The organism is Peribacillus sp. B65, from assembly GCF_058513295.1.
Genome location: NZ_CP195840.1, coordinates 896,068 through 922,741, shown reverse-complemented (window position 1 = coordinate 922,741; position 26,674 = coordinate 896,068). Strand labels below are relative to the sequence as shown.

Genomic DNA, 26,674 nt, shown 5'->3' with positions numbered 1-26,674 from the left:
ATGAAAACCAAGCTTAAAGGAAGATATGTAATTGGATATGATGGATACGATCATGTCATTTTGGAAAATGCAGAAATCGTTTATGAAAAAGACACGATTCTGTATGTCGGAAAAAATTATCCTGAAGAAGTGGACAAGGTAATGGATGCCGGTAACGCCATTATCAGTCCCGGGTTCATAGATTTAAATGCATTAGGGGACATTGACCATGATATTTTACATTTTGAAGCCGGTGCCGACAGACAGAAAAACCTTCTTTGGTCAGAGAATTATATAAAAAGCGGACATCCTGAATTAATGACCGAGGAAGAAGAAGCTTTTAAATCACTATATGCTTATTCACAACTCATTCTTCATGGCGTGACGACGGCGATGCCCATCACTTCCGTTTTTTATAAAAGCTGGGCTGAAACCTATGATGAATTGGCAGCTGCGGCAGAACATGCCGCTGGATTGGGGTTAAGGATTTACCTTGGTCCGAGTTTCCAATCAGGAATGAGAGTCATCCAGCCTGACGGGAAAATTAAACTGCATTGGGATGAAAAAGCCGGTGAAGCGGGATTACGGAAAGCGATCGAGTTTGTAGAAAAATTCGATGGAGCCCATGAAGGCATGGTCAGGAGTATGCTTGCTCCAGAACGAATAGAGTCTCAAACGGCCGATCAATTAAAACAGATTAAATATTACAGCGAAAAATTGGATGTACCGATAAAGCTTCATGCTGCACAAGGAAGTTTTGAATTCAACACCATTTGGGAAGCCCATCATGTTACACCAATCAGATATTTGTACGACCTTGGCTTTCTCGGTCCAAGAACAGGGATCCCGCACGCCCACTTTGTTTCAGGATATAGTAAAGCGAAATATGGCCAAGGTGATGACTTGGCGCTGCTAGCTGAAACGAATACAACGGTGATTCATTGCCCGCTGATCATTGGGAGGCATGGGGAGGCGTTAGAATCTTTTGCCAAATATAAACGGGCTGGGATTAATATAGCCCTTGGAACGGACACATTCCCTCCGGATATGTTCCAGAACGTTAGGACAGGCAGCATGCTCTCACGGCTGGCGGAAGGAGAAACGGAAGGCTCTGTATATGCCGATTTCTTTCGGTCAGCCACACTTGATGCGGCCGCCTTTCTTGGCAGGAACGATTTAGGACGCATCGCAGTTGGGGCCAAGGCGGATATAATCGCGATTGACTTGGATGGTTTTCATATGGGGGTAATCGATGATCCGATTCGAACCATGTTCGTAAGCGGGTCCGGGAGGGACGTTAAATTATCGATCATCAATGGAAAGGTGGTCATGAAGGATCAAATAATCCCCGAACTTGATTTAACGGAAATCAAATATAAGGGGCAGCAATATTTTAAAAAGATGAGAAAAGGATATATGGAAAGGGATTATCAGGAGCTTCCCGAGAAAGAATTGTTTAAGCCATCATTCAAGGTCGTGGAATCGATAAGCGATCCAGAAGCCATTTATGAAAACAAGTAAAGAAAATGAAAAACATAGTAAAGATATTCGAAATGAATAGTCAGAATATTTCCTATAATTAGATAAGTATTCAAAAAATGAAATTGGGAGGTCGAAGTCCATGGGGTTAAAACGTGGGACAGGAAAGTTTTTTCTAGTCATGATCATGGCCATCATCATTACAGGCTGTTCTTCTAACAATGACGTAAGCACAACAGAAAGTGATCCGAACAAAGCATCAAACGAAGGGGGTACATTGGTTATTGCCCGCTTATCCGACGCCGAGAATTTGGATCAGCAGTTCATGTCCACGATTAACGCCGCTAGCGTCACTCACCATAAAATCTATGAAGGTCTTGTACAACGGGATGAGAATAGTGAGATACAGCCAATGCTAGCAGAAAAATGGAAGCAAATAAATGACACGACCTGGGAATTCAAGCTTAGGGAAGATGTGAAATTTCATGATGGCACACCATTTAATGCAGACGCAGTAAAAAAGACGTTTGATCGACTATTAGATCCGAAGGTCGCTTCTCCCAGAGCAGTAGTATTCGATATGGTAAAAGAGGTGAAACCGGTTGATGAATTTACCGTGCAATTCATTTTGAAGGAACCTTTTTCCCCTCTCCTTTCGATATTGGCGAATCATGAAGGCGGAATCATCAGTCCGAAAACGATTGAAAAGTATGGCAAAAAGATTATCCAGGAACCGAATGGAACAGGTCCTTTCGTTTTTGATTCATGGTCCCCGGGCCAGGAAATCATATTGAAGAAAAACGACAGCTATTGGGGAGATGAGCCAAAAGTGGACAAGGTCCTATTCAAGGTCGTCCCGGAAGACTCCACGAGGATATCGATGATAGAAACCGGTGAAGCCCATATCGCAGAGCCTCTTCCTGTTGCTGTAATGGACCAGGTGGAATCTTCACCGGCAATGGACGTTTACCGCAGTGAAGGGTATGGAACCGAATATTTAGGGTTCAATGTCAATAATGAACCGTTCAATGATGTAAAGGTACGTAAAGCCATTGCTCATGCCATTGAAATGGACTCGATCATCAAGGGTGTCTTTAATAATGTGGGAGTAAAGGCGAACTCCTTGATGGGCTCTAAAGTATTCGGGTACAACGAAGATCTCGAAGCCTATGATTACAACCTGAAGGAAGCAAAGAAACTGATGGCCGAAGCTGGATATTCTGAGGGCTTGGATGCAACCATCCTGACAATGGACAGTAAAGAAAGAGTTAACTTGGCCGAGGTCCTGCAATCCCAACTGAAAGGTATCGGCATTAATTTGAAGGTACAGGTGATGGAGTACGGTTCGTTCGTGGAACAAGTGAATAAAGGGCAATCGGAAATGTTCATCATCAGTTGGAGAAACGCGACCGGCGATGCTGATTATAATCAATATAATCTATTTCATACCGATTCACAGGGAGCGGCAGGCAATACATTCTTTTACAGCAATCAAAAGGTTGATCGTTTAATAGATGCCGCCAGGAAGGAAAAAGAAGAAGAGAAGCGCAAAGAACTATACGCAGAGGCACAGGAAATCGAGATGGGTGACACCCCGTATATTCCTGTAAGGGTCATAGAAAATGTTGCTGCAGTCGCGAAAGATGTAAAAGGATTTTCAATCAGCCCCTCAGGTTATCTGGAGATAAATGACGTAACGATAAAGTGATGCGCAGATAAGAACAAAGGGTTCATCCATTTTAGGGTGAGCCTTTCAGTTTGTAAAACGAATGGGGGTTCGGAAAACGATATTTAATCAAATGATGTTCCCGAACCAATTGACCCAAAGCATTTTCATTTCCTCAGAAGGTCGAAAAAAATTCGTGAACGGTCGAATATAGTGTTGGGTAGTTCGAATGCTACCTCACTTTTCGGACTCCAATCCTTGTTCCAATCAACTTTGTTAGAACATTTAGATCGTATCCTCATTGGATTGAAGAGATTTGCGAAAAAGCACGACCCCACAGGCGCAAACGCCGAGGAGGCTCCCGGACCGCCCGCGGAAAGCGAGTGCCTTACGTTTCAATCAACGTCTACAAAAAAAGGGAGCGGCTTTCTAAATCAATTGAACTTATTAAATAAAAAACTGCAGGCAAACTGAGTTTTCATAGAGTTGTCTCCAATCTGAAAGAGTTCATCCATTTTAGGGAGCCTTTTTCTTTGGCACAATAAGTAAAAATAACATAAAAACGAGTAAAAATTCTGAAATTATTTGCTGATCTTTAAAACTATAATGAAAGTGATGCATGTTCAATCTGAATGGAAGGGTGAGTTTAATGTCTCAATCGTATTGGTTGACGAATGTACGCTTGGAAAATGGTTTTACTTATAATGAAAATGAAACGATCACCGGCACTGAAACCGGTCATTACCACATCAAGATTGAAAATGGAAAAATATCCTCCATTTTATTGGCGAAGGAATCGATAACGGATCAGGACCCGCAGCATGATGTTCATGGTCTCCTGATGGTCCCCTCGTTTAAGGAAATGCATATCCACATAGATAAAACCTACTATGGCGGTCCGTGGAAGGCTTGCATGCCTGCCATTAATGGCGTGAAAACCCGGATAGAGGAAGAGCAGGTTTTACTGCCAGAATTATTGCCTACCGCTAAAGTAAGAGCAGAGAAAATGCTGGATTTATTATTGGACTTCGGATCTACCCATATACGCACACATTGCAACATTGACCCCGTTATAGGACTGAAAAACTTAGAGGCGACCATTCAGGCACTGGAAGGATATAGTGATAAATTGACGTATGAAATCGTCGCATTTCCGCAGCATGGACTATTACGCAGCAATTCCGCTGGTTTAGTAAGGGAGGCCATGAGGAATGGGGCAAATCTGGTAGGAGGCGTGGATCCAGCCACCATTGATGAAAACATAGAGCGGTCACTTGAAACGATCATGGATATCGCGGTTGAATACAATTCCGATATCGATGTCCATTTACATGATCCGGATCACCTTGGTCTCTTCACCATGCAACGCCTAGCTTCACTTACGGAAGACGCAGGCTGGCAAGGAAGGGTAACGGTTAGCCACGCCAGCGGTTTGGCAGATCTTTCAGTCCCGGAGGCAACGGGCATCGCCGAAAGATTTTCGGAAACAGGCATATCGATTACATCCACAGTGCCCATCTTCAGAACGATCCCCATCCCCCTGCTTCATGAAAAAGGGGTGAAAGTCGAATTGGGTAATGATAGCATCACTGATCATTGGACACCCTTTGGCATCGGGGACAATTTGGAAAAGGCCGGTCGCCTTGCAGAGAGGTTCCGCATGATTGAAGAACGTTCCTTAGCGCAAAGCCTGCAATTCATAACAGGTGGGAAGACCCCATTAAACCAAGACGGGGTCAAGACATGGCCTAATGTCGGGGATGAGGCAAATATCGTTTTGCTTGAAGCAAGCTGTTCAGCGGAAGCGGTGGCTAGAAGGGCAAAGCGTGCCGCTGTCATCTTCAGGGGCAATGTTGTTAGCGGATCTATTTCATCTTTTGAGACGACAGGTGTTTAATCTTCTATTAAAGAGAGTGATTTGATGAATGAAGCATACTGGCTTACAAACGTTACGCTTGATAGTGGATTTGTTTTTGAGAATGAACGAATTGATCGGACGAAGACAGCTACATACAACATGTATATACAAAATGGGGTCATAAAGGATTTGCAATTGGCTTCAACTATGCCTTTGAAAACGGATGGTCCTGTTCACGACGCGGGAAAGCTGCTTGCACTTCCTCCTTTTAAAGAGATGCATAACCATCTTGACAAGACTTATTTAGGACTGCCATGGAAATCATGCACTCCGGTTCCGAACTTAATCGAACGCTTAAAATTAGAAGCAAAAGAGCTTGCTGAACTGGCTGAAACCGGGCGGCTCCGGGCTGAACGGATGCTTCAACTATTGTTAAGCGGCGGGGCAACGCATGTAAGGACGCATGTTAACATCGATCCATACATCGGTATGAAGAACTTGGAAGAAATTCAAAAGGCGCTAAGTAGTTTCAGTGGGAAAATGACATACGAGATCGTGGCTTTCCCGCAGCATGGACTGCTAAGAACGAATTCAAAAGGGATGATGAGACAGGCGATGAAAGAAGGGGCGTCATTAGTGGGCGGCCTGGATCCTGGCGGAGTGGATAATAATATAGAAGCTTCCCTATATGAAATGGTTGATCTGGCCGTTGAATTTGATGCAGATATTGATATTCATATACATGATCCCGGTCATCTTGGTTTATATACGATCAAGAAACTGGCTTCTTTGATAGATGAAGCAGGGTGGAAAAACAGAGCGGCCATCAGTCATGCTTTCGCACTTGGTGATGTTTCAATCGGAGAATCAAATGAACTGGCCGGTGAATTATCAAACCTGGGGATAGCCGTCATGTCTACGGTTCCGATTAACCGGGTCATTCCCCCGATTGATTCACTGCATGAAAAAGGTGTCCATGTTGCTCTCGGATGCGATGGCTTTTATGACTCCTGGTCACCATTCGGTACCGGAGATATGCTGGAAAAGGCCGGCCGATTGGCCGAGAGGTATAACTGGAAGGACGAGTATGCATTGTCCCAATCGCTTCAATTCATTACGGGCGGGGTCAAGACACTGGACCATGAAGGTAATCGTTTATGGCCGAATGTGGGAAATGACGCAAGTATGGTTTTTGTGGATGCATCATGTGCTGCCGAGGCAGTTGCCAGGAGATCGACGCGTGCTGCCGTTATGGTCGATGGAAATGTGGTTTTTGGCGGACTCGATCGCGAATTTGCCTTGAAGAAGAATTGAAGGTCTATATCAAGAAGGGATGAAGATCATGAATACAATCTATTGGTTAAAGAATGTTCGTTTGGAATGTGGCTACCGAAAAGAGAATGGTAGAGTTACAGGAACGATGACCGGGCTATTTCATCTGTTGATGGAGGATGGAAAGATCACGAAGATTGTCAAAGATGGAGAAGCCATACGTGATGATTTACCAGTGGAAGATGCAAAAGGATTGCTGGCGTTACCATCCTTCATTGAAAAGCATGTTCATCTTGATAAAACACTGATGGGGGATGTTTGGAGGGCGTGCACTCCTTCTTCAAGTGTAATTGAACGCTTTGAAAATGAGAAGAGGGTGCTGCCTTCCATTGCAACAAGCACATGTAAACGTGCAGAATCATTACTGGAAATCCTTTTAGCTTCTGGATCTGCACATATCCGTACTCACGTTGATATCTATCCGGAAGTGGGCTTGCAAAACTTAGATCAAGTACAACAGGCGCTTGAAGGCTATTCCAATAGACTCAGTTCGGAAATCGTCGCATTTGCGCAGCACGGATTGCTGAGGTCCGGTTCTGTCAAGCTTGTCAGGGAGGCATTGCGAAACGGAGCAGGAATCGTCGGGGCGGTGGATCCAGCGACAGTCGATAACAATATTGAAGCATCGCTGGTTCAATTGATGGATTTAGCAGTGGAAGCGAACGCTGATGTGGATTTGCATTTACATGATCCAGGCCATCTGGGCACGTTCACCATGAAACGTTTGGCAGCTCTGACAAAGCAAGCGGGCTGGGAAGGCAGGGTGGCATTAAGCCATGCTTTCGGTATCGGGGACGTATCCAGGGAAGAAGCCTATGAACTGGCTGACGTTCTGAGGGATGCGGGGATTTCCATCGTCACCAGTGTCCCTATTAACAGGCAGATGCCCCCTGTTGATTTATTACAAGAAAGAGGGGTTGAAGTATCGGTAGGAAATGATAATATCTTTGATGTATGGTCACCTCTAGGGAATGGTGACATCCTAGAGAGAGCAGGGAGGCTCGCAGAACGTTTCAAATGGATTGATGAAGTCTCACTTTCCCGAACACTCGGGTATATAACTGGGGGAAAAACCCCATTGGATGAAAAGGGTAACAGGGTATGGCCGAAGGCGGGGGATGCTGCAAGTCTTGTGTTGATTGACGCAAGCTGTTCGGCAGAGGCAGTTGCCAGGCGTTCTGAACGTAAAGCGGTCATTTACAAGGGGAACTTAGTTGCCGGTTCACTATATAAACAAAAGCAGTCAATTGAACGGTAGTACTAAACGAAAAAGGAATTCTGGATACTTCCGGATTTCCTTTTTCGTTTTGGGTATGGAACGGCTTCCATGTACTTTTACTTACTTATGTTATATGCTGAGGAAGTGTTTTTTTTGCTCTCATTTCATTACTGTTATACCCCAATATATTTAAAACGGTCTCGCTTCTGATTGCCCATTTGCCTTGCAACAGTAGTCAAGCCAACAAATTAGCAGGGAGACTCAGTCTTTGTTACTATTAATGGTAACGTTATCATTTTGCATGCGATCTGCAAAGATCATATGCCATAAAACATCTGTCCAGCAATGGCAGCGACCCTCGGGGGACCGCGTTTACTATCATGATGTTGCCCTATCGCCTTTGAAGGGAAGGGCAATTGAAATTCACCATGAGCTTTAAAAAGTATCATGTTCAAAGGAGATGGAATCTATGAAAAGTTGGAGATCTTCTGTGACTCTATTTTCTTCTTTTCAATGGTTGTTTTTTATTTTTGCAAATACGGTAGTAGTGCCCATATCTATTGGCGCAGCTTTTGATCTTCCTCCCAATGTCACGGAAATGACCATGAGAAGCTCGCTCATTTTCACCGGGATCGCTTGCGTGTTTCAGGGGTGGAAGGGGCATAAGTATCCACTTATGGAAGGTCACTCCGGTCTATTGTGGGGAGTGATGTTGAATTTAGGACTATCTGCACCATCCATAGGGCTAGGTTATGCCGAGATAGGAGGGGGAATTGCTACTGGACTCATTGCCGCTGGTGTCGTGACTGTCATTATTTCTGCCTTCAACCTTATTTCTTATGTCCAGAAGATTTTCACTCCCATGGTCATGACGGTTTATTTATTCCTTCTGACGTTCCAGCTCATTTTTGTCTTTTTTAAGGGGATGCTGGGGATAACGGAGAATGGGGAAATCAACATCCCGGTCAGTTTCCTATCAGTGGGGATTGTACTTTTAGTAAGTATACTAAAGATAAAAGGTCCAAGGACCATAAGCAATTTCTCGATATTGATCGGAATTATGGTGGGATGGATTTTTTACGAGCTGCTATTTCCGGAGGCCGGGGGAGAAATGGGCTCGACGGGTGCCGCTTTTTCATTTTTCCCATTAGGTGCTCCAAACCTGGAATTCGGGATCATAGCGATTTCCTTTTTTGCAGGATTACTGAATTTGTGCAACACGTTCGCTTCGATTCAGGCTGCATCGGAATTAATCGGCGATGAAGCTGAACACAAGCAGTATCGAAATTCTTTATTCATGACTGGCGGCTTTACCATTTTCGCTCCGATGCTAGGTCTTGTTCCGTATACACCTTTTACTTCATCCATCGGATTTTTGCAGAGCACTCAAATCTATGAGCGGAGGCCCTTCTTACTTGGAGGCATGTTATTGACCATAATTGGGCTCATTCCTCCTTTCATCTCTTTCCTGGCCACCATGCCGATAACAGTCGGGAATGCAGTATTGTTCGTTGCTTATCTACAGCTGTTCGGTACGGCTTTCAACAGCGTCAAGGGTCAGCATTTCACCTCAGATACGATTTTCAGGCTTGCCGTACCGGTATTGATTGGAGTAAGTTTGATGAACATCCTTCCTAATGCATTTTCGAACGTTCCCGCGCTTCTACAGCCCTTTTTGACCAATGGGCTCATAATGGGCGTATTAATATCAATCGTGCTGGAAAAATCGGTAAACTGGAATCGATATGAACAACTGCTGAACTAATGTGACTTCGATTGAAATGGCTATACATAAAGGAAAACGAAAATGCCAAGTGACTTTTAATGACTTAATTTAAGAGACGATCATGAAAACCGGAAGGGTGTTTGCCTTCTGGTTTTTGTTTTTTTAGTGAAAATAGGCGTTTTAATCAGTAGCAATACCCACTCCCTTTACATATTTTGTTGGAGGGAGTATTTGATGTGCTGTTAATTCCCTGACCATTTCGTTTTGATTTCCCGTTCTAAGCGTTGCCTTATAAATTAATACACGGAGGTTATATAAAATGTATGAATTTCAAAATCAATTGCAAAATCTGAATGTCGATGATTTCCAGGTGACTCAGCCAGTTCCTTGGGAGCAAAACCAGTACAATTTGGATGATTCGTCTCGACAATTCATAGGTGTGGGCGGCTTTGGTTGTTTTGGCTGTTTCTTGTGCTTTGGCTGCTTTGGTTGCGGAGGTCGCTGTGGTGGATGCGGACGCTGTGGTGGATGCGGACGCTGCGGCGGTTGCGGCGGTCGTTGCGGACGTTGCGGACGTTGCGGCCATTAAGGTTTCAGGTCTTCTAAAGAAAAGTCCCTGCGGTGTAGCAGGGACTTTTCTTTATTGCATTAGACATAAGGGACAAATTGTCGTACATAGGATTAAAGTGAAGTGCTAATAGCAGTACTTAGAATGCTTCGGGTTAGGAGGAGCGGAATGGTGAATTTGACCCCTTCTATGCGTTTAAAAGTGAAAAGGGATACGTTTTTTCTTCCGGAACCAAACAGAGGTGTGTATTTCAGGAATAACATAAGTTCATTCCGTATGGAGGGCAGCTCGATCGTTCAATGGATTGAAAAGTTATTACCGATGTTCAATGGGAACCATACATTAAGCGAGTTGACGGATGGATTGCCTGGCCCATACCGGAACCGGGTGATGGAAATTGCCGAGGTTTTGTACGGTAATGGGTTTGTTCGGGATGTAAGTCAGGACAGTCCCCATCAATTAAGGGAACAAGTTCTTGAAAGGTATGCTTCGCAAATCGAGTTCCTGGAAAGTTGCGGCGATTCCGGGGCTTACCGTTTTGAAACTTATCGAAAGAAAAAGGCGTTGGCTATAGGCTCTGGTCCATTGTTCCTTTCATTGGTGTCCTCACTGATTGAATCCGGATTGTCCACATTCCATATCTTCATTACGGACACGGTACCGACCAATAGAAAGAGATTGAATGAAATCGTGGCACATGCGCGTAAGACGGACGAAGAGGTTGTGATAGAGGAGGTCGTGCTTGAAAAGGGAACAGAGATTGCCTGGCGGGAGATCGTGCGGCCCTTTCACTCGATATTATATGTGTCACAGGAGGGTGATATAGAGGAATTAAGAGAACTTCATTCGGTTTGCAGGCAAGGGGAAAAGACCCTGTTTCCTGCAATGATCATCAATCAAGTAGGCATGGCTGGTCCGCTTGTCCATCCAGATTCAAATGGTTGTTGGGAGTCAGCCTGGCATCGTTTACATCAAGCTGAGCTGGAAAAGAATCAGACATCATCTTCCTTTTCCGCCACAGCCGGAGCGATGTTAGCCAATATAATGGTATTCGAATGGTTTAAAGACGCTACAGGAGTTATGAAAGCAGAACAAGCCAATCAATTTTATCTGTTGGATATGGATACATTGGAGGGAAAGTGGCATCCGTTCATTCCCCACCCGGGGGTGACGGGAAAAGGGAGTGCTGCATGGATTGAAGATTTTGAACGGCGGCTTGAACAGAATTCGGACCCGGTTGAGCCGGGGAAAGTATTTATGTATTTCAGCCGGTTGACATCCTCGGAATCCGGTATCTTTCATCATTGGGATGAGGGGGATTTAAAACAGCTGCCGCTGGCTCAATGCCGCGTTCAGGCTGTTGATCCGCTATCGTCCGGTCCGGCAGAACTCCTGCCCGAAATCATCCGTTCAGATCTGACGCATGAGGAAGCGAGGAGGGAATGCGGTCTTGCAGGAGTTGAAGCATATGTATCCCAAACACTCAGCCAACTTGTTGCGACTCTTCCTCCGCTTCGGGGAGCAGACGAAATAAAGGAATCGATCGGTGTCGGAGCAGGGGAAACATTTGCTGAATGTGTTTGCCGTGGACTGCAAAGCAGTTTGGATACAGAGTTTTTAAATAAGCGGTTCAACCAAGAGAAACTTGTGACGGTGCAATTGGCTCAAGTGGAAGATGAGCGCTGCAGGTATTATCTACAAGCGTTGACCCGGCTGCAGGGAGATCCAATCATCGCCTTGGGTGAGGGAGTGTCAGGCTTCCCGGTAGTTTGGGCAGGAACGAGCGATGGCTGGTCCGGCGCTGTCGGTTTGAATGTTACGATCGCATTACGGAACGCATTGCAAAAGGCCGTCATGAAAGTCCAAAACCAGACCGTTTGCTTAACAGCTCCAGGTTTAGTGGCATCGCCTGTTCTTGAAGAAGAAAAGGTCGATCTTGTGATTCCTTCATGCGGGGTGAAAGGGAATCTCGAACTGGTACAGTCCGCCATTCAAGTCTTGAAGAAGAACAGTAAGCGAATCCACGTTTTCGAAATAGATCTGGAACCTTTCTTGAAGGAAGAAATTGCAGGTGTGTTTGGGGTGTTTTTGCGAGAGGAGGAATCAGGGTGAAAACTGACGTATTGGTTGTCGGGGAAGGAGTGTTGGCCGACCATGTTCATGGGGACCTGTCCGGCCAATATCAGGTAAATCGCCATACCGATTTCGAGGCAGGAATCCCGCAAACGACGGCCATGGTCCTTCTGCTGCAAGATGCCTGGAATCCCGCTGACCATGTAAAGGCGGAAGAGGTGATAGGGAAAGCGGGCATTCCATGGCTGCGGGGGTTTGTATCATTTGGAGAGGGAGTGATAGGTCCGCTGGTGCGCCCGGGTGTTCCAGGCTGCTCACAGTGCGCGGACCAAAGGTATCTCATGGCCGGGCGTGATCGAAAGGAAATGTGGGGAATCCGCCAACAGCTGCAGGAAAATGGGGGGATAGAGCGTGATCCGGCGGCATCCCGCACAGGCCTTTTACAGATGGCCCACTTGATTTGTGCAGAGGTAAGGAAGGTGATGAAAGGAGAACGCGCCCGGTCGGAAGGGCATGTATCATTAATCAGCCTGAAGACGCTGAATGGTTCGTGGCACTCTTTTTTACCTGACCCATTGTGTCAGGTTTGCTCAACATTACCTGATGACTCGAAGGAGCGTGCAAGGATTTCGTTGAAGCCAAGTCCAAAAATCAGTCCCGAAAGTTACCGTACCCGTTCGATGGAGGAGCTGAATGAAGTTCTGGCCAAGGATTACTTGGACCACCGAACAGGATTCTTGAATAATAAAATGATAGACCTTGTACCGCCATTTGCCGATGTAAGTGTTAATTTGCCTTTGTTCATAGGAGATGAGGGGTCGGCGGGCCGGACTCTATCATATGAGGTCAGTGAGATGACGGCCATATTGGAGGGATTGGAAAGGTATTGCGGAATGGAGCCCCGCGGCAAACGGACAGTCATTCATGACAGCTACAACAACCTGAAAGATTTTGCGCTCGATCCCATCAGGATAGGGGTACATTCGAAGGAAAATTATGCACAGAGGGATTTCCCGTTTCAACCGTTTAATCCTGACCGCTCGATAGATTGGGTGTGGGGCCACTCATTTTTGCAAGAGCGGCCAATCTTGGTCCCGGAATTGCTTTCCTATTACAGCTTGGGCTGCGGTCATGGATTTGTCTATGAAACTTCCAATGGATGTGCTCTAGGGGGAAGTTTGGAGGAGGCCATTTTCTACGGCATCATGGAAGTGGTCGAACGTGATTCGTTCCTGCTGACCTGGTATGCGCAGCTGCCCCTCACACGGCTTGATCCTTATTCAGCAAATGACAAAGAACTGGAGCTGATGATTGACAGGGCAAGGGCGGCAGCGGGATATGATATCCATTTATTTAACTCAACGATGGAACATGGTATACCGAGCGTATGGGCGCTGGCAAAAAACAGGAAACAAAAAGGGTTGAATATTATTTGTGCGGCAGGGGCCCATCTGGATCCGGTCCGGGCGGTGAAAAGCGCGGTCTTCGAGCTGGCTGGCATGATGCTGACCCTTGACGATAAATTGGAAGAGAACCAGGATGAGGTTGAGAAAATGCTGCATGATTCCTCACTGGTACGGAAAATGGATGATCATGGCATGCTGTACGGTTTACCGCAAGCCGAAGAGCGACTGCAGTTTCTGCTGGATGATGACCGCCCGATGCGAACTTTCGCTGAAGAATACGGGGAAAAGGTCAATCATCCGGACTTGACGGAAGATTTGCAGGAAATCCTTCAGGAGTTTCGCCGCTTGAAACTCGAGGTGATTGTGGTGGATCAAACGACACCGGAAATTGCACGAAATGGACTACATTGCGTGAAAGTGATGATCCCGGGGATGCTGCCGATGACATTCGGCCATCATCTTACCCGCATAACGGGGCTTGAGAGGATACTGAGGGTTCCGATGGAACTTGGATATGCAAAACGGCCGCTTGAATTCGAACAGCTCAATCCGCATCCGCATCCATTTCCATAAGCGGTGACTTAGGAGGTTGGAGGATGAGTCTAGAGGCATTTTTGCACAATTTGCATTTTGATATCGAAAAAGCAAGTCCGCCGGATTGGGAAGTGGATTGGGAAGATGCACCGCTAACGTATAAGCTTTACCGTGACTTGCCTGTTTTTCCACTCTCACTGGAGGTACCGCTGACGCTCGAGGGGGGCAGCGGGCCTTCACGGCAGGACCTTGAAGGAATCGGTCATTTCCTCTGGTACGCATATGGCCTGACCCAAGTCAGCCAGGTCCCGAGATCTTCGGAATCTGAGGACCTCATGCAGTCATTCCGGCGTTTTCCGCCATCAGGGGGAGCTTTGTATCCAAGTGAATTGTACGTATACTTGAAGATGGAGGGATTACCTGCTGGCGTATACCATTATGATGCAGCACACCACCGGTTGGTTTTGCTGCGGGAAGGGGATTTTGATTCCTATTTAACAAAGGCTCTTGGTGAATCCTTTGATATGTCAGCATCCTTTGGCACGGTTTTCGTATCGACGATGTTTTGGAAAAACTTCTACAAATATAATAACTTTTCATACCGTCTGCAAGGTCTGGATGCGGGCGTGCTTCTTGGACAGTTGCTCGAAGTGGCGAAACGGTTTGGAATCGCCGCCGGGGTGTGCTTCCAATTTCTTGATCGGGCCATCAATCATCTGCTTGGGCTTTCGGAAGAGGAAGAGAGCACGTATGCGGTGATCCCCTTATCGGCAGAACCTTCTTTTAGATTTAGAGAAGAAAGGAGTATGGACAGAAATGTCACCTCGACGGAATTATTGCTGGAATTGACGGATATCCAGCCTGAACACTATGTTCGGTCGCAGAGGATCAGGGAATTTCCGATGCTAACCAAAATGAATGAAGCATCCATGATGGCATCCACTCAATCATTCCGGCGGGTCAATCCAAAGAATGGGACGGAATTCGAAGGGAAAATTGTAGCCCTTCCTATCGTGAAGCGGTTGTCTTATGACTTGGCATCAGTTTGCCGGAAGCGATTTTCACCTGAAATGGACTTTATACTCGGGAAAGTCAGTCAATCGCAACTGGCCGCTCTCCTGCAGGAGGCAACCGCTTCGTTCTCCTATCGAAATGACTTGGATGGAACAAACGAGAACAACGAAAATCGCGTTTCCCTCTATGCTTGTTTATATAATGTGGAAGACATACAAGATGGTGCATACCATTATGACAGCACGACCCATTCAATACGACAGATACAACCAGGAGATCATCGGCTCCTATTGCAATACGGAATGTCCCTCGATATCATGAATTTTCAGCAAGTGCCGATCTGCATACATGTAGTTGGTGAGCGGGACAAATCCAAAACGCAACTTGGATATAGAGGATACCGCATCCAGCAAATGGAGGCGGGGATGCTCGTTCAGAAGCTACTGCTAGCGTCATCAGCCCTCGGAATGAACGGGCACCCGCTGCTCGGCTTTGATGTGAATATGTGTGATGAACTTTATAAGATAGACGGACCGCAAAGGAAAACGAGCCTGATCCAAATCCCGATCGGACACTATCTGAATCGCCCTTGGCTGAAGGGGAGTCTGCATAGTTGAAGAAGATGAAACGAAAGCCTCCATTTCATTTAAGAAATGGAGGCTTTCGTTTTTATTTTGTAGTACGGCAGAGTGCAATAATCTCTGCTGAAGATTATACTGAAATAAGAGGTTTTACTGCTTTTGGGAATGAATAAGTATTTAAAGTTAATAATTTAGTATGCTTTTAACTAAACAATTTAAAGGATGTAGCTTATGGAATGGAAAACTGACAGAAATTCCAAGAAGCCTTTATATAAACAAATAGCGGCTTACATCGAGAGTGGAATTGCTGATGGAACATTTTTATTGGATAAGCCGCTACCGTCTGAACGCTTCTTGGCAAGTGAACTGGGAGTTAACAGAAGCACAGTTGTTGCGGCATATGATGAATTGGAAGCAAATGGACTGGTTGAACGAATAAAAGGTAGCGGAACGATGATCAGCAAGGATATCTGGGGAATTACACGAAAACGCATACCCAGCTGGAATAGATATATCGAAGCGGGTTCTTTTTTGCCCAATATGCCAGTAACCCAAAGAATACGTAGAGAGGCGGAAGGGCATAACCTTATTAACTTAGCTAGCGGGGAGCTTTCAGAGGACTTATTTCCAGTCCAACCCTTACGTGAAATCATCTCCAATAGGTCCTTCATTGGTAGCTTGGGTTATGATCACCCTCAAGGCAATGCAATTTTAAGGGAAACGATAACCAATCATGTTAAACAGTATAGGAGAATTGACACGGATCCATCTTCCATACTCATTACTTCTGGTGCACAGCAAGCCCTGCATCTGGTGGTCCAATGCTTGTTAAAGCCAGGTGATGCCGTCGTGTTGGAAGATCCTTCATATAGTTACAACCTTCCCATCTTTCAATCCGCAGGGCTAAGAATTTTTCCTTTACCAGTTGATAAAGATGGCATCAACCCAGAGGATTTACTGGAACTCCATAAAAAACATCGGATCAGGATGATTTTTTTGAACCCCATATTTCAAAATCCTACAGGAACTGTCCTTCATATCAACCGTCGTAAAAGGATTCTTGAACTTTCATCCGAATATGGAATACCGGTCATAGAGGACGATCCTTATAGTTTAACTTCCTTTGCCGGTGAAGAAATTTCCACTCTTAAATCGATGGACAACAACGGAAATGTTTTATATATAAGCTCTTTGTCAAAAATTGTTGCTTCCGGTTTAAGAATTGGGTGGATCATTGGACCGAAACCAGTCATAGATAGACTATCTGATGCTAAGCAGCAGGTTGACTTCGGTCATGGCTCATACACTCAATGGATAGCAAACGATTTTTTGGATTCAGAGTATTTTCCTGCCCATATTGCCGGCTTAAGGGGGCATCTGGAAAATAGAAGGGATGCAATGGTTTCGAGTCTTCAACAATTCCTGCCAAAAAAAGTTGAATATTATTCGCCAAATGGCGGAATTCATTTGTGGTGTAAGCTGAAAGTGCCATTGAACGAAATAAAGTTACTGGAGGAATCCATCAAAAGGGGAGTCATATATGTTCCGGGTTCAACGCTAGGTACAGATGAGGGATACGTACGATTTACTTTTGCAAGGGAAAATGAGGCTTCCATTCACGAAGGCATCAAAAGGTTTGCAGAGGCGGTAAAAAGTTTATAATCATACGCTTTGATATTCACGAGAAAGAGTCATGATGATTCCAGACTGTAGACAAACTTGATGAAAACTCAGTTTGCCTGCAGTTTTTTTATTAAAAAGTGTTGATTTCAGAAATCCGCTCCCTTTCCGCCGACTGTCTGCCAAGCCTCCTCGACGCAAGCGTCTGTGGGGTCTCGGCTAGCCAGTAATTCGGCAGGAGTGTCGCAAATTTCTTTAATCTAATGAGGGTTCCATCCATATAAAAAGTAAAAAAACATGAAGTGTAATCAGGTCTTCTTTAAAATCATGGTTCAGGATGAGACCATTTCGAACCATGATTTTAAAACAAAGTTGATTGGAACGTAAGGTACGAGACTCCTGCGGGAAAAGCGCGTCGAAGGGAGACCCCGCAGGCGAGCGCCGAGGAGGCTCCCGGACCGCCCGCGGAAAGCGAGTGCCTGGAGTGGAAATCAACATCTAAAAATATTAACCATACCCGAGGAGTTGAAGGTCTTTTTTGCTGGATACAAGTCAGGCCTGAGTTCCTGCATTACGCGGTATCTTAGCCATTTCTTCGGTAGCGCTTTGCACTTTTCTATGTATATTACGAAAGAATTCAGCAAGTGGATGGTGGAAATTTCACTTAATTGGATGGTCCAAAAATTGGTTGTTCTTTTATTATAGAGAAGTGGGCTTTTTCTAATATATCTACTCATTAAACATGAAGCGCGATCTACGATGGGTATCGGAATGATTTTAAATGGATCAAGGTAATGGATAATAATATTTGGAGGCGTTGAATCATGACGATAAGTGTAATATTAGTAGTGGCCATTAGTTTAGTTGCTCTGGTTGGCACCCTTTCATTAACGGGGAAGAGTGATAGTAATTATTCTGCAGCAACGAGAGGGAATTTGTTGAACCTTAGTTATATTTATATTGGTCTTGCGCTAGTATTAACTGTGGGTATCATCTACTTCGTAATAAAATCAGCCTAAGAAAGCGTGAATGATTATTATAATAGTATATCAAAATGCATAGAAATATTGCCTTGATTCGTAAGACATACTCTATTTGCTTGTGTAAAAATGTGAATTTGTTCACAAATGTTACGGAAATATGTACAAAAAGAATCTGATAGATACCTAAAAAAAAATGAAACGTTAATAGAACGGTCACATCAAAGAAAAACTGACCGCCTCTTAAAATAATAATGTAGCGGAGATGATCAAATATGACATTGCCTGTATTGATTTTGACAATTATCTTAAGTTTGCTTAAATTATTAGTTACCTGTCTTCCAACCGATGCAGTGAATTGGATTATGAGTAAATTTAAAATACATTCAGAAATTAGTGACGCGAATTCAATCATAACCTTTGATGGAAAACGGTTGGAAGGTGAAGATAAAATTCAAGTGCTTAATTACTTTAACGAAGCTAAGTTTTTGAAAAAAAATCATATATTTCCCGGGAACGAGAAATTGTTTTTGCATCCAGAGAACAGTGGGACTCCCATTATAATTGATGTTAAAAGAGGAAAAAACGATGTTAGATTATATGTGTATATGTACAACGACCATGTGGACGTAGTCAAACAGTACAAGAATAAAGTAGTGGCGTATAGTCTTCTTTCCGAGAGCCTTCAAGAACGTTCCATGCCAGTAATAAGGAATTTAGTTTAAAAGGAATAAAAGTGAACTGCACCCCAATTGGAGATGCAGTTTTTTTATGAAGAATAACGAAAAGGACTATCGCTCAGGTTCAGCTAAACAAGCAAACTGATAACTTTCAGATGCCGAAAGTCAATCGTTCTCGGTTAATACCTTTAAAGTCTTTTCCCTGATGCTTATCCTGTTTTTATAATCTTTAGCAACCAGCTCTGTATATATTAAATCAAAAAGTAATAGTAGCGGAAGCAATGGAGAGATGTTTTGTCCCATATGCATGCTGTTTTTGCTCGTGACCAATAGCGATAGATCGCCAAGCAGTGAGAGCTCGGAATTCTTATCTCCAGTAAAGACCAAGATGAGCGAGCCTTGCTTCTTTGCGATTTTAACTGCTGAAATCACTTCTTTAGTCGTTCCGGAAATGGAAATGCCGATGACAACACTTTTCTCGTTACTTAAAGCTGCGTCCATCATTGACTGGTGGGGATCTGTAATAGCCTCAACAGATAAGCCAATCCGGAAAAACTTGGATTTGAACTCCTGGGCCGCTAAACCCGAACTCCCTATTCCATATACATGTATCTTATTTGCCTGTGTAAGGAAAGATACCGCTTTCTGGATATCGTCATATGTGGTTATATGAAAGGTATTATCTATGATGCCTAAGTGATCTTGATACAGTTTAGCGAAATAATCCACTTGCTTGATGTCCTTCATATTTTTCGGTGTTTTTCGAAGATCCACGAACCTTTTTAACTCATGCCTGAACTCATTAAACCCAGAAAAGGCTAATTTTTGGCAGAAACGCGTAATCGTTGCAGGTGAAATATGAAGCTTTTTAGCTATTTGACTAATGGTTAACTGACTTACTTCTTCAGGGCGCTGCAGAATATAATTGGCCAATTCTTCTTCTGTTTTGGTGAACTTGTCCATGCTGCACTCTATGCCATATATGAGGTTTTCTGCTAAATATTCCATTGAATCACCCATTTCAAATTTCTTATATGTATTCATAGTTTAATGTATCCAGTACGGACGTCAATAACCGGAGGAACGTTTGCAGCAATTTGAATCGAAAAAAAGACCCAAACTGCTGTCAGTCTGGGTCTTTTCATTACTATGTGCCATTTTTTATTCTTGGATAGCGTCCACGAATCTTTTAGTGATTTGCTGCGGTCTGGTAATGGCACCGCCAACTACTACTGCATGGACATTCATATCCAATACAGAGCGGGCGATTTCCGGTGTTATGACATTTCCTTCAGCGATCACTTTCGCTTTTTTCACTGCTTTTACTATCTCCTTGAGCAAAGCGTAGTCATCCTGATATATTTTCTGGCCGAACGTTTCGTTCGTATAGCCGTATAAAGTGGGCGCCACAATATCGAATCCTAAAGCGTCAGCGTATATGGCTTCCTCGATGGTGGATACATCGGCCATTAGTAAAACATCCGGATATTTTGCTCTTATTTCACCATAAAACTGCTTTAGCGTTTTACCGTCCGGCCTTACCCGGGATGTAGCATCCGTCGCAATGATTTCCGCTTTGGTTTCCATCAATGCATCTATTTCGGCCATGGTGGGAGTGATATAGACATCGTTTTGTCCATACACCTGTTTAATGATCCCTATGACTGGAAGGTCCACATTTTTCTTGATTTCGATTATGTCAGCTACAGAGTTTGCGCGAATGCACTTCGCACCGCCTTCTTTGGCAGCAATGGCCATGCGTCCCATAATAAAAGAGCTGTGCAGCGGCTCATTCTCCAATGCTTGACATGATACAATTAAGCCTTTGTGAATTTTATCCAGCACCTGTTGCATGTTTAACACGTCCTTATCGTTGTCTATATTCTCAATGACCCAAGTATTCTTCCACTTCATTTTTGATGATCGTCACTTGGGGACCGTAAACTATTTGAATGCCGTTTCCTTTTTTTACGACACCTTTTGAACCGGTTTGTTTAATGATGTCTTCTTTCACCAATGATTCATCCTTTACGGTGACACGCAGACGGGTTGCACAGCAATCGACTATATCGATATTTTCCTGTCCGCCTAATCCGTTAACGATGGTCTGGGTTCTCTCTGATGCCGTTACTTGTGTAACAGCGGCCTGTTCATCATCTTCACGTCCGACCACTTTCAAATTCTTCTTCCTGATCAAGAATTTAAAAGTGAAGTAGTATAAGAAAAACCACGGAATGCCGACGAGAAGTACATAAATCCAGTTTGTTTTACTGATGCCCTGGAGTATCCCGAATAAAGTAAAATCAATGAATCCTCCAGAAAAGGTTTGACCGATCGTTATATTGAATATATCTGCCATCATGAAGGCAAGTCCGTCAAACAAGGCATGAAAAACATAAAGGATCGGTGCGACAAATAAGAAACTGAATTCAAGCGGCTCGGTGATGCCTGTTAAGAAAGAGGTCAAGGCAGCTGAAAGAAGCAAACCGGCCACGACTTTCTTATTTTTAGGTTTAGCGCAATGATAAATGGCCAATGCCGCTCCAGGTAAACCAAACATCATCGTGATGAACCGTCCGGACATGAACCGGGAAACACCCTCATAATATTTGACGGTAGTTGGGTCGGCCAATTGCGCAAAGAAGATATTCTGGGTCCCGCTGACAATCTGCCCTTTAATCTCCATCGTTCCGCCTAATGCTGTTTGCCAGAAGGGAAGGTAGAAAATATGGTGCAACCCTAACGGTCCGAGCATCCGTAATATGAATCCGTAAAAGAAAGTCCCGATCGTGCCTGTGCTCGTTACCAGTGCACCTAATTGGTTTATGAAAAGTTGGAAATAAGGCCATACGATAAAAAGCACGGCTCCAACCAAGATGGACGCGAAGGAAACGATGATGGGAATGAAACGTGAACCCCCGAAAAACCCTAACACTTGCGGAAGCTGAATTTTATTATATTTATTGTGTAAAAGTGCGGCAACGATACCTACTACGATACCGCCAAACACACCGGTCTCCAGTGTTTGGATCCCGACCGCCATTCCTTGTCCGGCACCTGCCAAATTCTCTTTGGCAAGTTCCCCGTTTATTTGAAGCAGTGCATTAATTGAACTGTTCATGACAAAATAGCCGATCATGGCTGCCAATGCAGCGGTACCTTTATCCGACCGTGCCAATCCTACTGCAACACCTACTGCAAAAATAACCGGCAAGTTGCCGAATACGATGCTCCCTGCAGAACTCATGATCGTGAAAATGGCCTGTAGCCAAGCAAAGTCTAAAAATGGATAGGCTTCAACTGTATTTGGATTGGAAAGAGCACCGCCAATTCCCAGCAATAAACCGGCCGCTGGCAAAACGGCAATCGGGAGCATAAAAGATTTACCGAACTGCTGTGCTTTCTCAAAAGCTTTCTTCATAATGATTCCTCCCTCATTTAACGAGCCATTGATACTCTTTATTTTTTATCGCTCTATACTAGCTATATTAAATCCACATGAGAGCGTTTTCAATGCGGTGCAAGGTTATATCAACTGTTTTCAATCTTGTGCTTATTTCTCTGAAAAAGTTTTCATTAATAGAGGGTGCTGGATTGGATAAAAAGTTATATGAATATATTGAAATCTTTATTGCTTATTTTTATAATTCGTGTATTGGTGAGTAAATGTGCAATTTAATTAAAAAAAAACATTTTTTTGTGCCAAATCCGAATATTATCTTGTGCAATCAAGAAAAAGTATATATAATTACCTCAAACGATAGTATGGCAGGTGATAGTCATCTTAGCGATAAACTCTAACGAAACGAAAAAATTGCTTTCTCATATGTATAATGAGGTATCGAAGGAATTGTTCGGCTTTGGTACGACGCTGCTGAAGGTTACTGTTGAGCAGAATGTGATTACATTTCAAGCCAAACATCGACGTGCCCCGCGCTCTGAAGCTTTAGAAGGGGAAGTTCCCAGCCTGAAGCAGGAGGTTGACTTTCATATGTCCCTGCTTTATAAAAAGAAACTGAAACAAAAGCTGGAAACGCAAACGAATTGGGATATCGAAGCTGTCCTGAGGGATTATGACTCAGCGACACAGCTGGCATTCACCAATATTGTATTGAAGGAAAAAATTATATAATCATATAAATGGATTTCCCTTCGGATTTATCTGGAGGGAACGCCGCTAGAGAACCAAATGATAAGTTTTATCTTTGTTTACAAAGAAAAGACAATCTTGGGTAGAATTTCAATTCTATTTAAGATTGTCTTTTTTTACATTTATATAAGTAAAAAGGAAAGTTTAAACAATATAAAATTGGAGGTTTGGATGATGAAAAAAATATTGATGATGTTATCGCTTTTCACATTAGTTTTAGCTGCATGCTCTTCAAAGGACAATGGAAAGGAAAAACCAGCCAAATTAGTCGTTTCCACTTGGGGATTCGCCGATGATTTCTTCCGTCCTGAAGTCTATGAGCCATTTGAAAAGAAGCATAATGTAGAGATTGTTGTTGATTCAGGAAATAATGCAGATCGATTGAACAAAGTACGCCAAGCGAATAGCGATGTGGATGTTATTTATTTATCCGACTACTATGCACAGCAAGGCATCGATGAAGGGTTATTTGAGAAAGTTGACTACAGCAAAATTCCGAATATTGATAATATATACGACAAAGCAAAAGCACCGAATGGCGAGGAGTTTGGACCAGCCTATACCATTGCACAATTTGGCATTGCCTATAATCCCGATGAATTGAGTAAACCGATCACTTCTTGGAAAGATCTTTGGAGCAAGGATTTGGCAGGGAAGATCACGATTCCATCCATCACTTCAACAACTGGACCGATGTTTTTGGATGCCGCGTCAAAAGTTAGCGGAAGTAAAGAGTTCAATGAAGATAAAGCCTTCGATCAAATGAAAAAGATCATGCCGAATGCGGTTAAGGAATATGGGCAAACATCAGAGTTCGTCAACATGTTCTCGCAAGGGGAAATCGCTGCAGGCCCGATCATGGAAATGTATTTTGGCGATTTACAGGAAGCCGTTCCTAATGCTAAGTTCATTTCCCCTGAAGAAGGCGGCTACGCAGTGATGAATACAGTGAATATTGTTAAAGCCAGCGATCAAAAAGAATTGGCAGGCGAATTCATGAATTACATCTTAAGCAAGGAAGTTCAGGAAAAATCAGCGAAAGCGAAAGTGGATTCTCCTGTCAATACGGAAGTCAAGCTCTCTGAAACGGAAGCGAAAGGCTTAACCTACGGAGATGAAGTCATTAACAGCCTGCGTGTATTGGACATGAAGTTTGTTAATGAAAACTCGAAACAATGGATCGATCGTTGGAATCGTGAGCTTACACACTAAGAAAGAAATGAGGTGTGCTTGATGAAGAAAAAAATGATTCTTGATGTGGATACTGGAATAGATGATGCAATAGGGATCATTCTTGCTGTTAAAAGCCGTCAATTCGACATATTGGCGGTAACAACAGTGAACGGGAATGTATCACTTGATACAGCCACATTGAATACATGCAAAATATTGGATTTATTGAATGAACAGGACATTTCAGTCATAAAGGGGGCAGATAGCCCAATTATCAGGAGGCCCTTTTTTGAACACCGGATTCATGGCGAAGACGGGATTGGCGGAGCCTTGAAGGATATGCCAGTCAAAAATCAGCCTGATGATGGATTTGCTTCTGATTTCATCATCAATTCCATTTTGAATTTTCCAGGTGAAGTGACGCTTGTCATGACGGGGCCTCTTACGAATTTGGCATTGGCGGTGAAAAAATGTCCGCAAATCACCAAGCTCGTTAAAGAAGTCATTTTCATGGGCGGAGTTGTCAAAGGGGTTGGCAATGTCACGCCAACCTCTGAATATAACACGTATGTCGATCCTGAAGCAGCCAAAATCGTATTACAGGCGGGATTCGCATCCATCACGCAAGTTGGTCTTGATGTTACGAGAAAGGTTCTGTTGGATGAAGAGCATATCCAATTGATTCAAAACCATGAACTTGCTGACTATATAAGGAAAAGCACATCAGATTATCGGAAAAGGTATTTTGAACGTAACGGTATATGGGCATGTGCGATGCATGATCCATTAGCTGTAGCCATTGCTTTGCAAGAAGATCTTGTCACCAGAGAAGAATATTATGTGGATGTTGAAACAAAAAGCGAGCTTTGTGACGGACAAATGGTTTGCGACTTTCAAAACAGGCTGATGAAGCAGCCTAATGCGCATGTTTGTCTGGACGTCGATGCGGAAGCGTTTTTCGACCTGTTCATTCGCATAATCAATTCATAAATAATACGAACAGGGGGTTCCGAGGTGAAGAAACGCTATCTATACCTGCTGCTGTTACCAGGCGTTCTATTTTTAACGATTTTCATGATCATTCCGATCCTAATGACGATTGGCACGACATTTTTTAATGAAAGCGGCGGTTTTTCCATACAAGGATATCTCGATTTTTTCCAAGACCGATACTTTATTGAAATTCTGCTGACGACACTTAGGGTGAGTCTGTTCACGACAATCATTTGCATTCTATTAGGATTTCCAGCAGCTTATTATATTTCAAAACTGAAACAACGAAAAAAAGCCATCATGCTTTTGCTGACGATCTTCCCGCTGTTAACAAGCCCTGTTGTCCGCTCATTCAGCTGGATGGTGATCATCGGTAAAAACGGTGTCGTGAATAAACTGCTTATGGGCATGGGCTTGATTGAAAAGCCACTTGATATTTTGTACACGCCTACTGCCATCATCATCGGATTGGTCCATTTATTCCTGCCATTGATCATCGTGACGCTGGTGGGTGTGATGGAGAACATCGAGACTGACTTATTAAAAGCGGCGGAAAGCCTTGGAGCTTCAAGATTGGCTGTATTCTCAAAGGTAATCATTCCGCTTTCGGTTCCAGGCTTGGTCATTGGCAGCATCCTTGTTTTTGTAGGAAGCTTCACTGCTTATACAACGCCTGCTTTATTAGGCGGGAAACAGCGGGTCATTTCGACATTTCTTTATCAAAACGCAATTACATTGAACGAATGGCAAGTGGCATCGATTGTCGCTACGATAATGATTGCAGTGACAGTTCTTATCATATCGATCATGAATGGTTTGGCAAAAAAATTAAATCCAAAGGGGTAGAGGTGTATGCAGGAAAAAAATCGAGGATTGGCCCTGTTTACTCTCCTGGTGTTCATTTTTTTACTAGGGCCTTTGCTTATCATATCCGTTACGTCATTTGAAGGCGGAAATATTTTGAAGTTCCCGCCAGAAGAGTTTTCTTTAAGATGGTACGAAAATATTTTTAACGTGGAAATGTTTTTGGTCGCTTTTAAAACGTCCATCCTTGTTTCACTCGGAGGCAACCTTTTGGCACTGTTATTGGGAGTGCCGGCTGCCTATGCATTAAGCCGGTTTGATTTCAAAGGGAAAAGCGTGATTAATGCCTTTTTCGTTTCTCCTATATTAATACCGGGAATTGTTCTTGGCTTTGCATTTTTACGTTATATTGTTGGGACTTATCAGCTACCGATTTATGCGGCCCTGTTTGTGGGACATACTGTTATCATGCTTCCGTTCATCATCCGTGTGATTTCTTCAAGCTTATCAAACTTTGATTTTTCCATTGAAGAAGCGGCGGAAAGTCTCGGAGCCAGTAAATTGGGCACATTCTTTACAGTCGTCCTCCCTAACATAAAATCAGGAATTCTGGCGGCAGTCATGATCGCCTTCTTGGAATCCTTCAATAATGTCGACATTTCAGTTTATATGACAGGCCCTGGGGTAAGTACCTTTCCGATTCAGATGCTGACGTATGTGGAGAACTACTTCGACCCTACCATTTCGGCCATTTCCGTATTGCTCATGTTCATAACCGCTTTCTTCATGTTTATAGTAGAACGGCTCATGGGATTGTCTTATTTCACAAAACGATAAAG

General features: G+C 43.7%; 23 protein-coding genes. 19 read left to right on the top strand and 4 right to left on the bottom strand.

Annotation, left to right across the window (positions count from 1 at the left end):
• The 5 genes from ACSR9O_RS04615 to ACSR9O_RS04595 all read left to right on the top strand — a co-directional run bounded on the left by ACSR9O_RS04615 (position 1) and on the right by ACSR9O_RS04595 (position 7,572).
• The gene (locus ACSR9O_RS04615; protein WP_491724011.1) at positions 1-1,500 is read left to right on the top strand and encodes a chlorohydrolase family protein; all 1,500 of its coding nucleotides are present in this window, start codon (positions 1-3) and stop codon (positions 1,498-1,500) included.
• Positions 1,501-1,600: 100 nt separating this feature from the next.
• Complete coding sequence (locus tag ACSR9O_RS04610) at positions 1,601-3,166, top strand: glutathione ABC transporter substrate-binding protein (protein WP_491724010.1); 1,566 nt, start codon at positions 1,601-1,603, stop codon at positions 3,164-3,166.
• Positions 3,167-3,773: 607 nt separating this feature from the next.
• Positions 3,774-5,021 carry an amidohydrolase family protein gene (locus ACSR9O_RS04605; protein ID WP_230177120.1) on the top strand — a complete coding sequence of 416 codons (1,248 nt, stop codon included), beginning with the start codon at positions 3,774-3,776 and terminating at the stop codon, positions 5,019-5,021.
• Positions 5,022-5,045: 24 nt separating this feature from the next.
• Positions 5,046-6,296, top strand: coding sequence for an amidohydrolase family protein (locus ACSR9O_RS04600; protein WP_491724009.1), 1,251 nt, complete (start codon positions 5,046-5,048; stop codon positions 6,294-6,296).
• Positions 6,297-6,324: 28 nt separating this feature from the next.
• On the top strand, positions 6,325-7,572 hold the full coding sequence (locus ACSR9O_RS04595; protein ID WP_230177124.1) for an amidohydrolase: 1,248 nt from the start codon (positions 6,325-6,327) through the stop codon (positions 7,570-7,572).
• A gap of 278 nt (positions 7,573-7,850) precedes the next feature.
• On the opposite strand, the gene ACSR9O_RS04590 is transcribed toward ACSR9O_RS04595, so the two are convergent.
• Positions 7,851-7,982: a hypothetical protein gene (locus ACSR9O_RS04590; protein ID WP_491724008.1), complete on the bottom strand. Its 132-nt coding sequence runs from the start codon at positions 7,980-7,982 to the stop codon at positions 7,851-7,853.
• Between the two features lie 20 nt (positions 7,983-8,002).
• Between ACSR9O_RS04590 and ACSR9O_RS04585 the strand changes: the two genes are divergently transcribed.
• The 9 genes from ACSR9O_RS04585 to ACSR9O_RS04545 all read left to right on the top strand — a co-directional run bounded on the left by ACSR9O_RS04585 (position 8,003) and on the right by ACSR9O_RS04545 (position 18,760).
• Positions 8,003-9,298: a uracil/xanthine transporter gene (locus ACSR9O_RS04585; protein WP_491724007.1), complete on the top strand. Its 1,296-nt coding sequence runs from the start codon at positions 8,003-8,005 to the stop codon at positions 9,296-9,298.
• Positions 9,299-9,578: 280 nt separating this feature from the next.
• Positions 9,579-9,848 carry a heterocycloanthracin/sonorensin family bacteriocin gene (locus tag ACSR9O_RS04580; RefSeq protein ID WP_148357707.1) on the top strand — a complete coding sequence of 90 codons (270 nt, stop codon included), beginning with the start codon at positions 9,579-9,581 and terminating at the stop codon, positions 9,846-9,848.
• Between the two features lie 147 nt (positions 9,849-9,995).
• Positions 9,996-11,939 (top strand): putative thiazole-containing bacteriocin maturation protein, encoded by a 1,944-nt coding sequence (locus ACSR9O_RS04575; RefSeq protein ID WP_230177126.1) that lies wholly within the window; start codon positions 9,996-9,998, stop codon positions 11,937-11,939.
• Complete coding sequence (locus ACSR9O_RS04570) at positions 11,936-13,879, top strand: TOMM precursor leader peptide-binding protein (protein ID WP_101224392.1); 1,944 nt, start codon at positions 11,936-11,938, stop codon at positions 13,877-13,879. The genes ACSR9O_RS04575 and ACSR9O_RS04570 overlap by 4 nt, the downstream gene beginning before the upstream one ends.
• A 23-nt stretch (positions 13,880-13,902) precedes the next feature.
• A complete protein-coding gene (locus ACSR9O_RS04565) occupies positions 13,903-15,471 on the top strand; it encodes a SagB family peptide dehydrogenase (RefSeq protein ID WP_491724006.1) in 1,569 nt (522 codons plus the stop codon).
• Positions 15,468-15,608, top strand: coding sequence for a hypothetical protein (locus ACSR9O_RS04560; RefSeq protein ID WP_230177130.1), 141 nt, complete (start codon positions 15,468-15,470; stop codon positions 15,606-15,608). Before ACSR9O_RS04565 ends, ACSR9O_RS04560 begins: the two co-directional genes overlap by 4 nt.
• A gap of 58 nt (positions 15,609-15,666) precedes the next feature.
• A complete protein-coding gene (gene pdxR / locus ACSR9O_RS04555; RefSeq protein ID WP_491724005.1) occupies positions 15,667-17,097 on the top strand; it encodes a MocR-like pyridoxine biosynthesis transcription factor PdxR in 1,431 nt (476 codons plus the stop codon).
• 782 nt (positions 17,098-17,879) lie between these two features.
• Positions 17,880-18,074: a hypothetical protein gene (locus ACSR9O_RS04550; protein WP_101224389.1), complete on the top strand. Its 195-nt coding sequence runs from the start codon at positions 17,880-17,882 to the stop codon at positions 18,072-18,074.
• A gap of 236 nt (positions 18,075-18,310) precedes the next feature.
• Positions 18,311-18,760, top strand: coding sequence for a YfmQ family protein (locus tag ACSR9O_RS04545; protein ID WP_491724004.1), 450 nt, complete (start codon positions 18,311-18,313; stop codon positions 18,758-18,760).
• A gap of 120 nt (positions 18,761-18,880) precedes the next feature.
• Here ACSR9O_RS04545 and ACSR9O_RS04540 read toward each other — a convergent pair whose 3' ends face one another.
• The 3 genes from ACSR9O_RS04540 to ACSR9O_RS04530 form a co-directional block, all read right to left on the bottom strand.
• Positions 18,881-19,759: a MurR/RpiR family transcriptional regulator gene (locus ACSR9O_RS04540; RefSeq protein WP_230177135.1), complete on the bottom strand. Its 879-nt coding sequence runs from the start codon at positions 19,757-19,759 to the stop codon at positions 18,881-18,883.
• Between the two features lie 117 nt (positions 19,760-19,876).
• The gene (locus tag ACSR9O_RS04535; RefSeq protein ID WP_230177422.1) at positions 19,877-20,569 is read right to left on the bottom strand and encodes an N-acetylmannosamine-6-phosphate 2-epimerase; all 693 of its coding nucleotides are present in this window, start codon (positions 20,567-20,569) and stop codon (positions 19,877-19,879) included.
• Positions 20,570-20,600: 31 nt separating this feature from the next.
• Positions 20,601-22,136 (bottom strand): maltose/glucose-specific PTS transporter subunit IIC, encoded by a 1,536-nt coding sequence (locus ACSR9O_RS04530; RefSeq protein WP_434168663.1) that lies wholly within the window; start codon positions 22,134-22,136, stop codon positions 20,601-20,603.
• A 405-nt stretch (positions 22,137-22,541) separates the two neighbouring features.
• On the opposite strand from ACSR9O_RS04530, the gene ACSR9O_RS04525 reads away from it, so the two are divergent.
• From ACSR9O_RS04525 to ACSR9O_RS04505, 5 genes are all read left to right on the top strand, one after another.
• Positions 22,542-22,847: a DUF2294 domain-containing protein gene (locus tag ACSR9O_RS04525; protein WP_081113038.1), complete on the top strand. Its 306-nt coding sequence runs from the start codon at positions 22,542-22,544 to the stop codon at positions 22,845-22,847.
• Between the two features lie 192 nt (positions 22,848-23,039).
• A complete protein-coding gene (locus ACSR9O_RS04520; protein WP_402940754.1) occupies positions 23,040-24,077 on the top strand; it encodes an ABC transporter substrate-binding protein in 1,038 nt (345 codons plus the stop codon).
• 21 nt (positions 24,078-24,098) lie between these two features.
• Positions 24,099-25,028, top strand: coding sequence for a nucleoside hydrolase (locus ACSR9O_RS04515; protein WP_101224384.1), 930 nt, complete (start codon positions 24,099-24,101; stop codon positions 25,026-25,028).
• 24 nt (positions 25,029-25,052) lie between these two features.
• Entirely contained in the window at positions 25,053-25,877 is an 825-nt protein-coding gene (locus ACSR9O_RS04510) for an ABC transporter permease (RefSeq protein WP_101224383.1), read from the top strand.
• A 6-nt stretch (positions 25,878-25,883) separates the two neighbouring features.
• Positions 25,884-26,672, top strand: a complete 789-nt coding sequence (locus ACSR9O_RS04505; protein WP_101224382.1) for an ABC transporter permease — start codon at positions 25,884-25,886, stop codon at positions 26,670-26,672.
• The last annotated feature ends 2 nt before the right edge of the window (positions 26,673-26,674 follow it).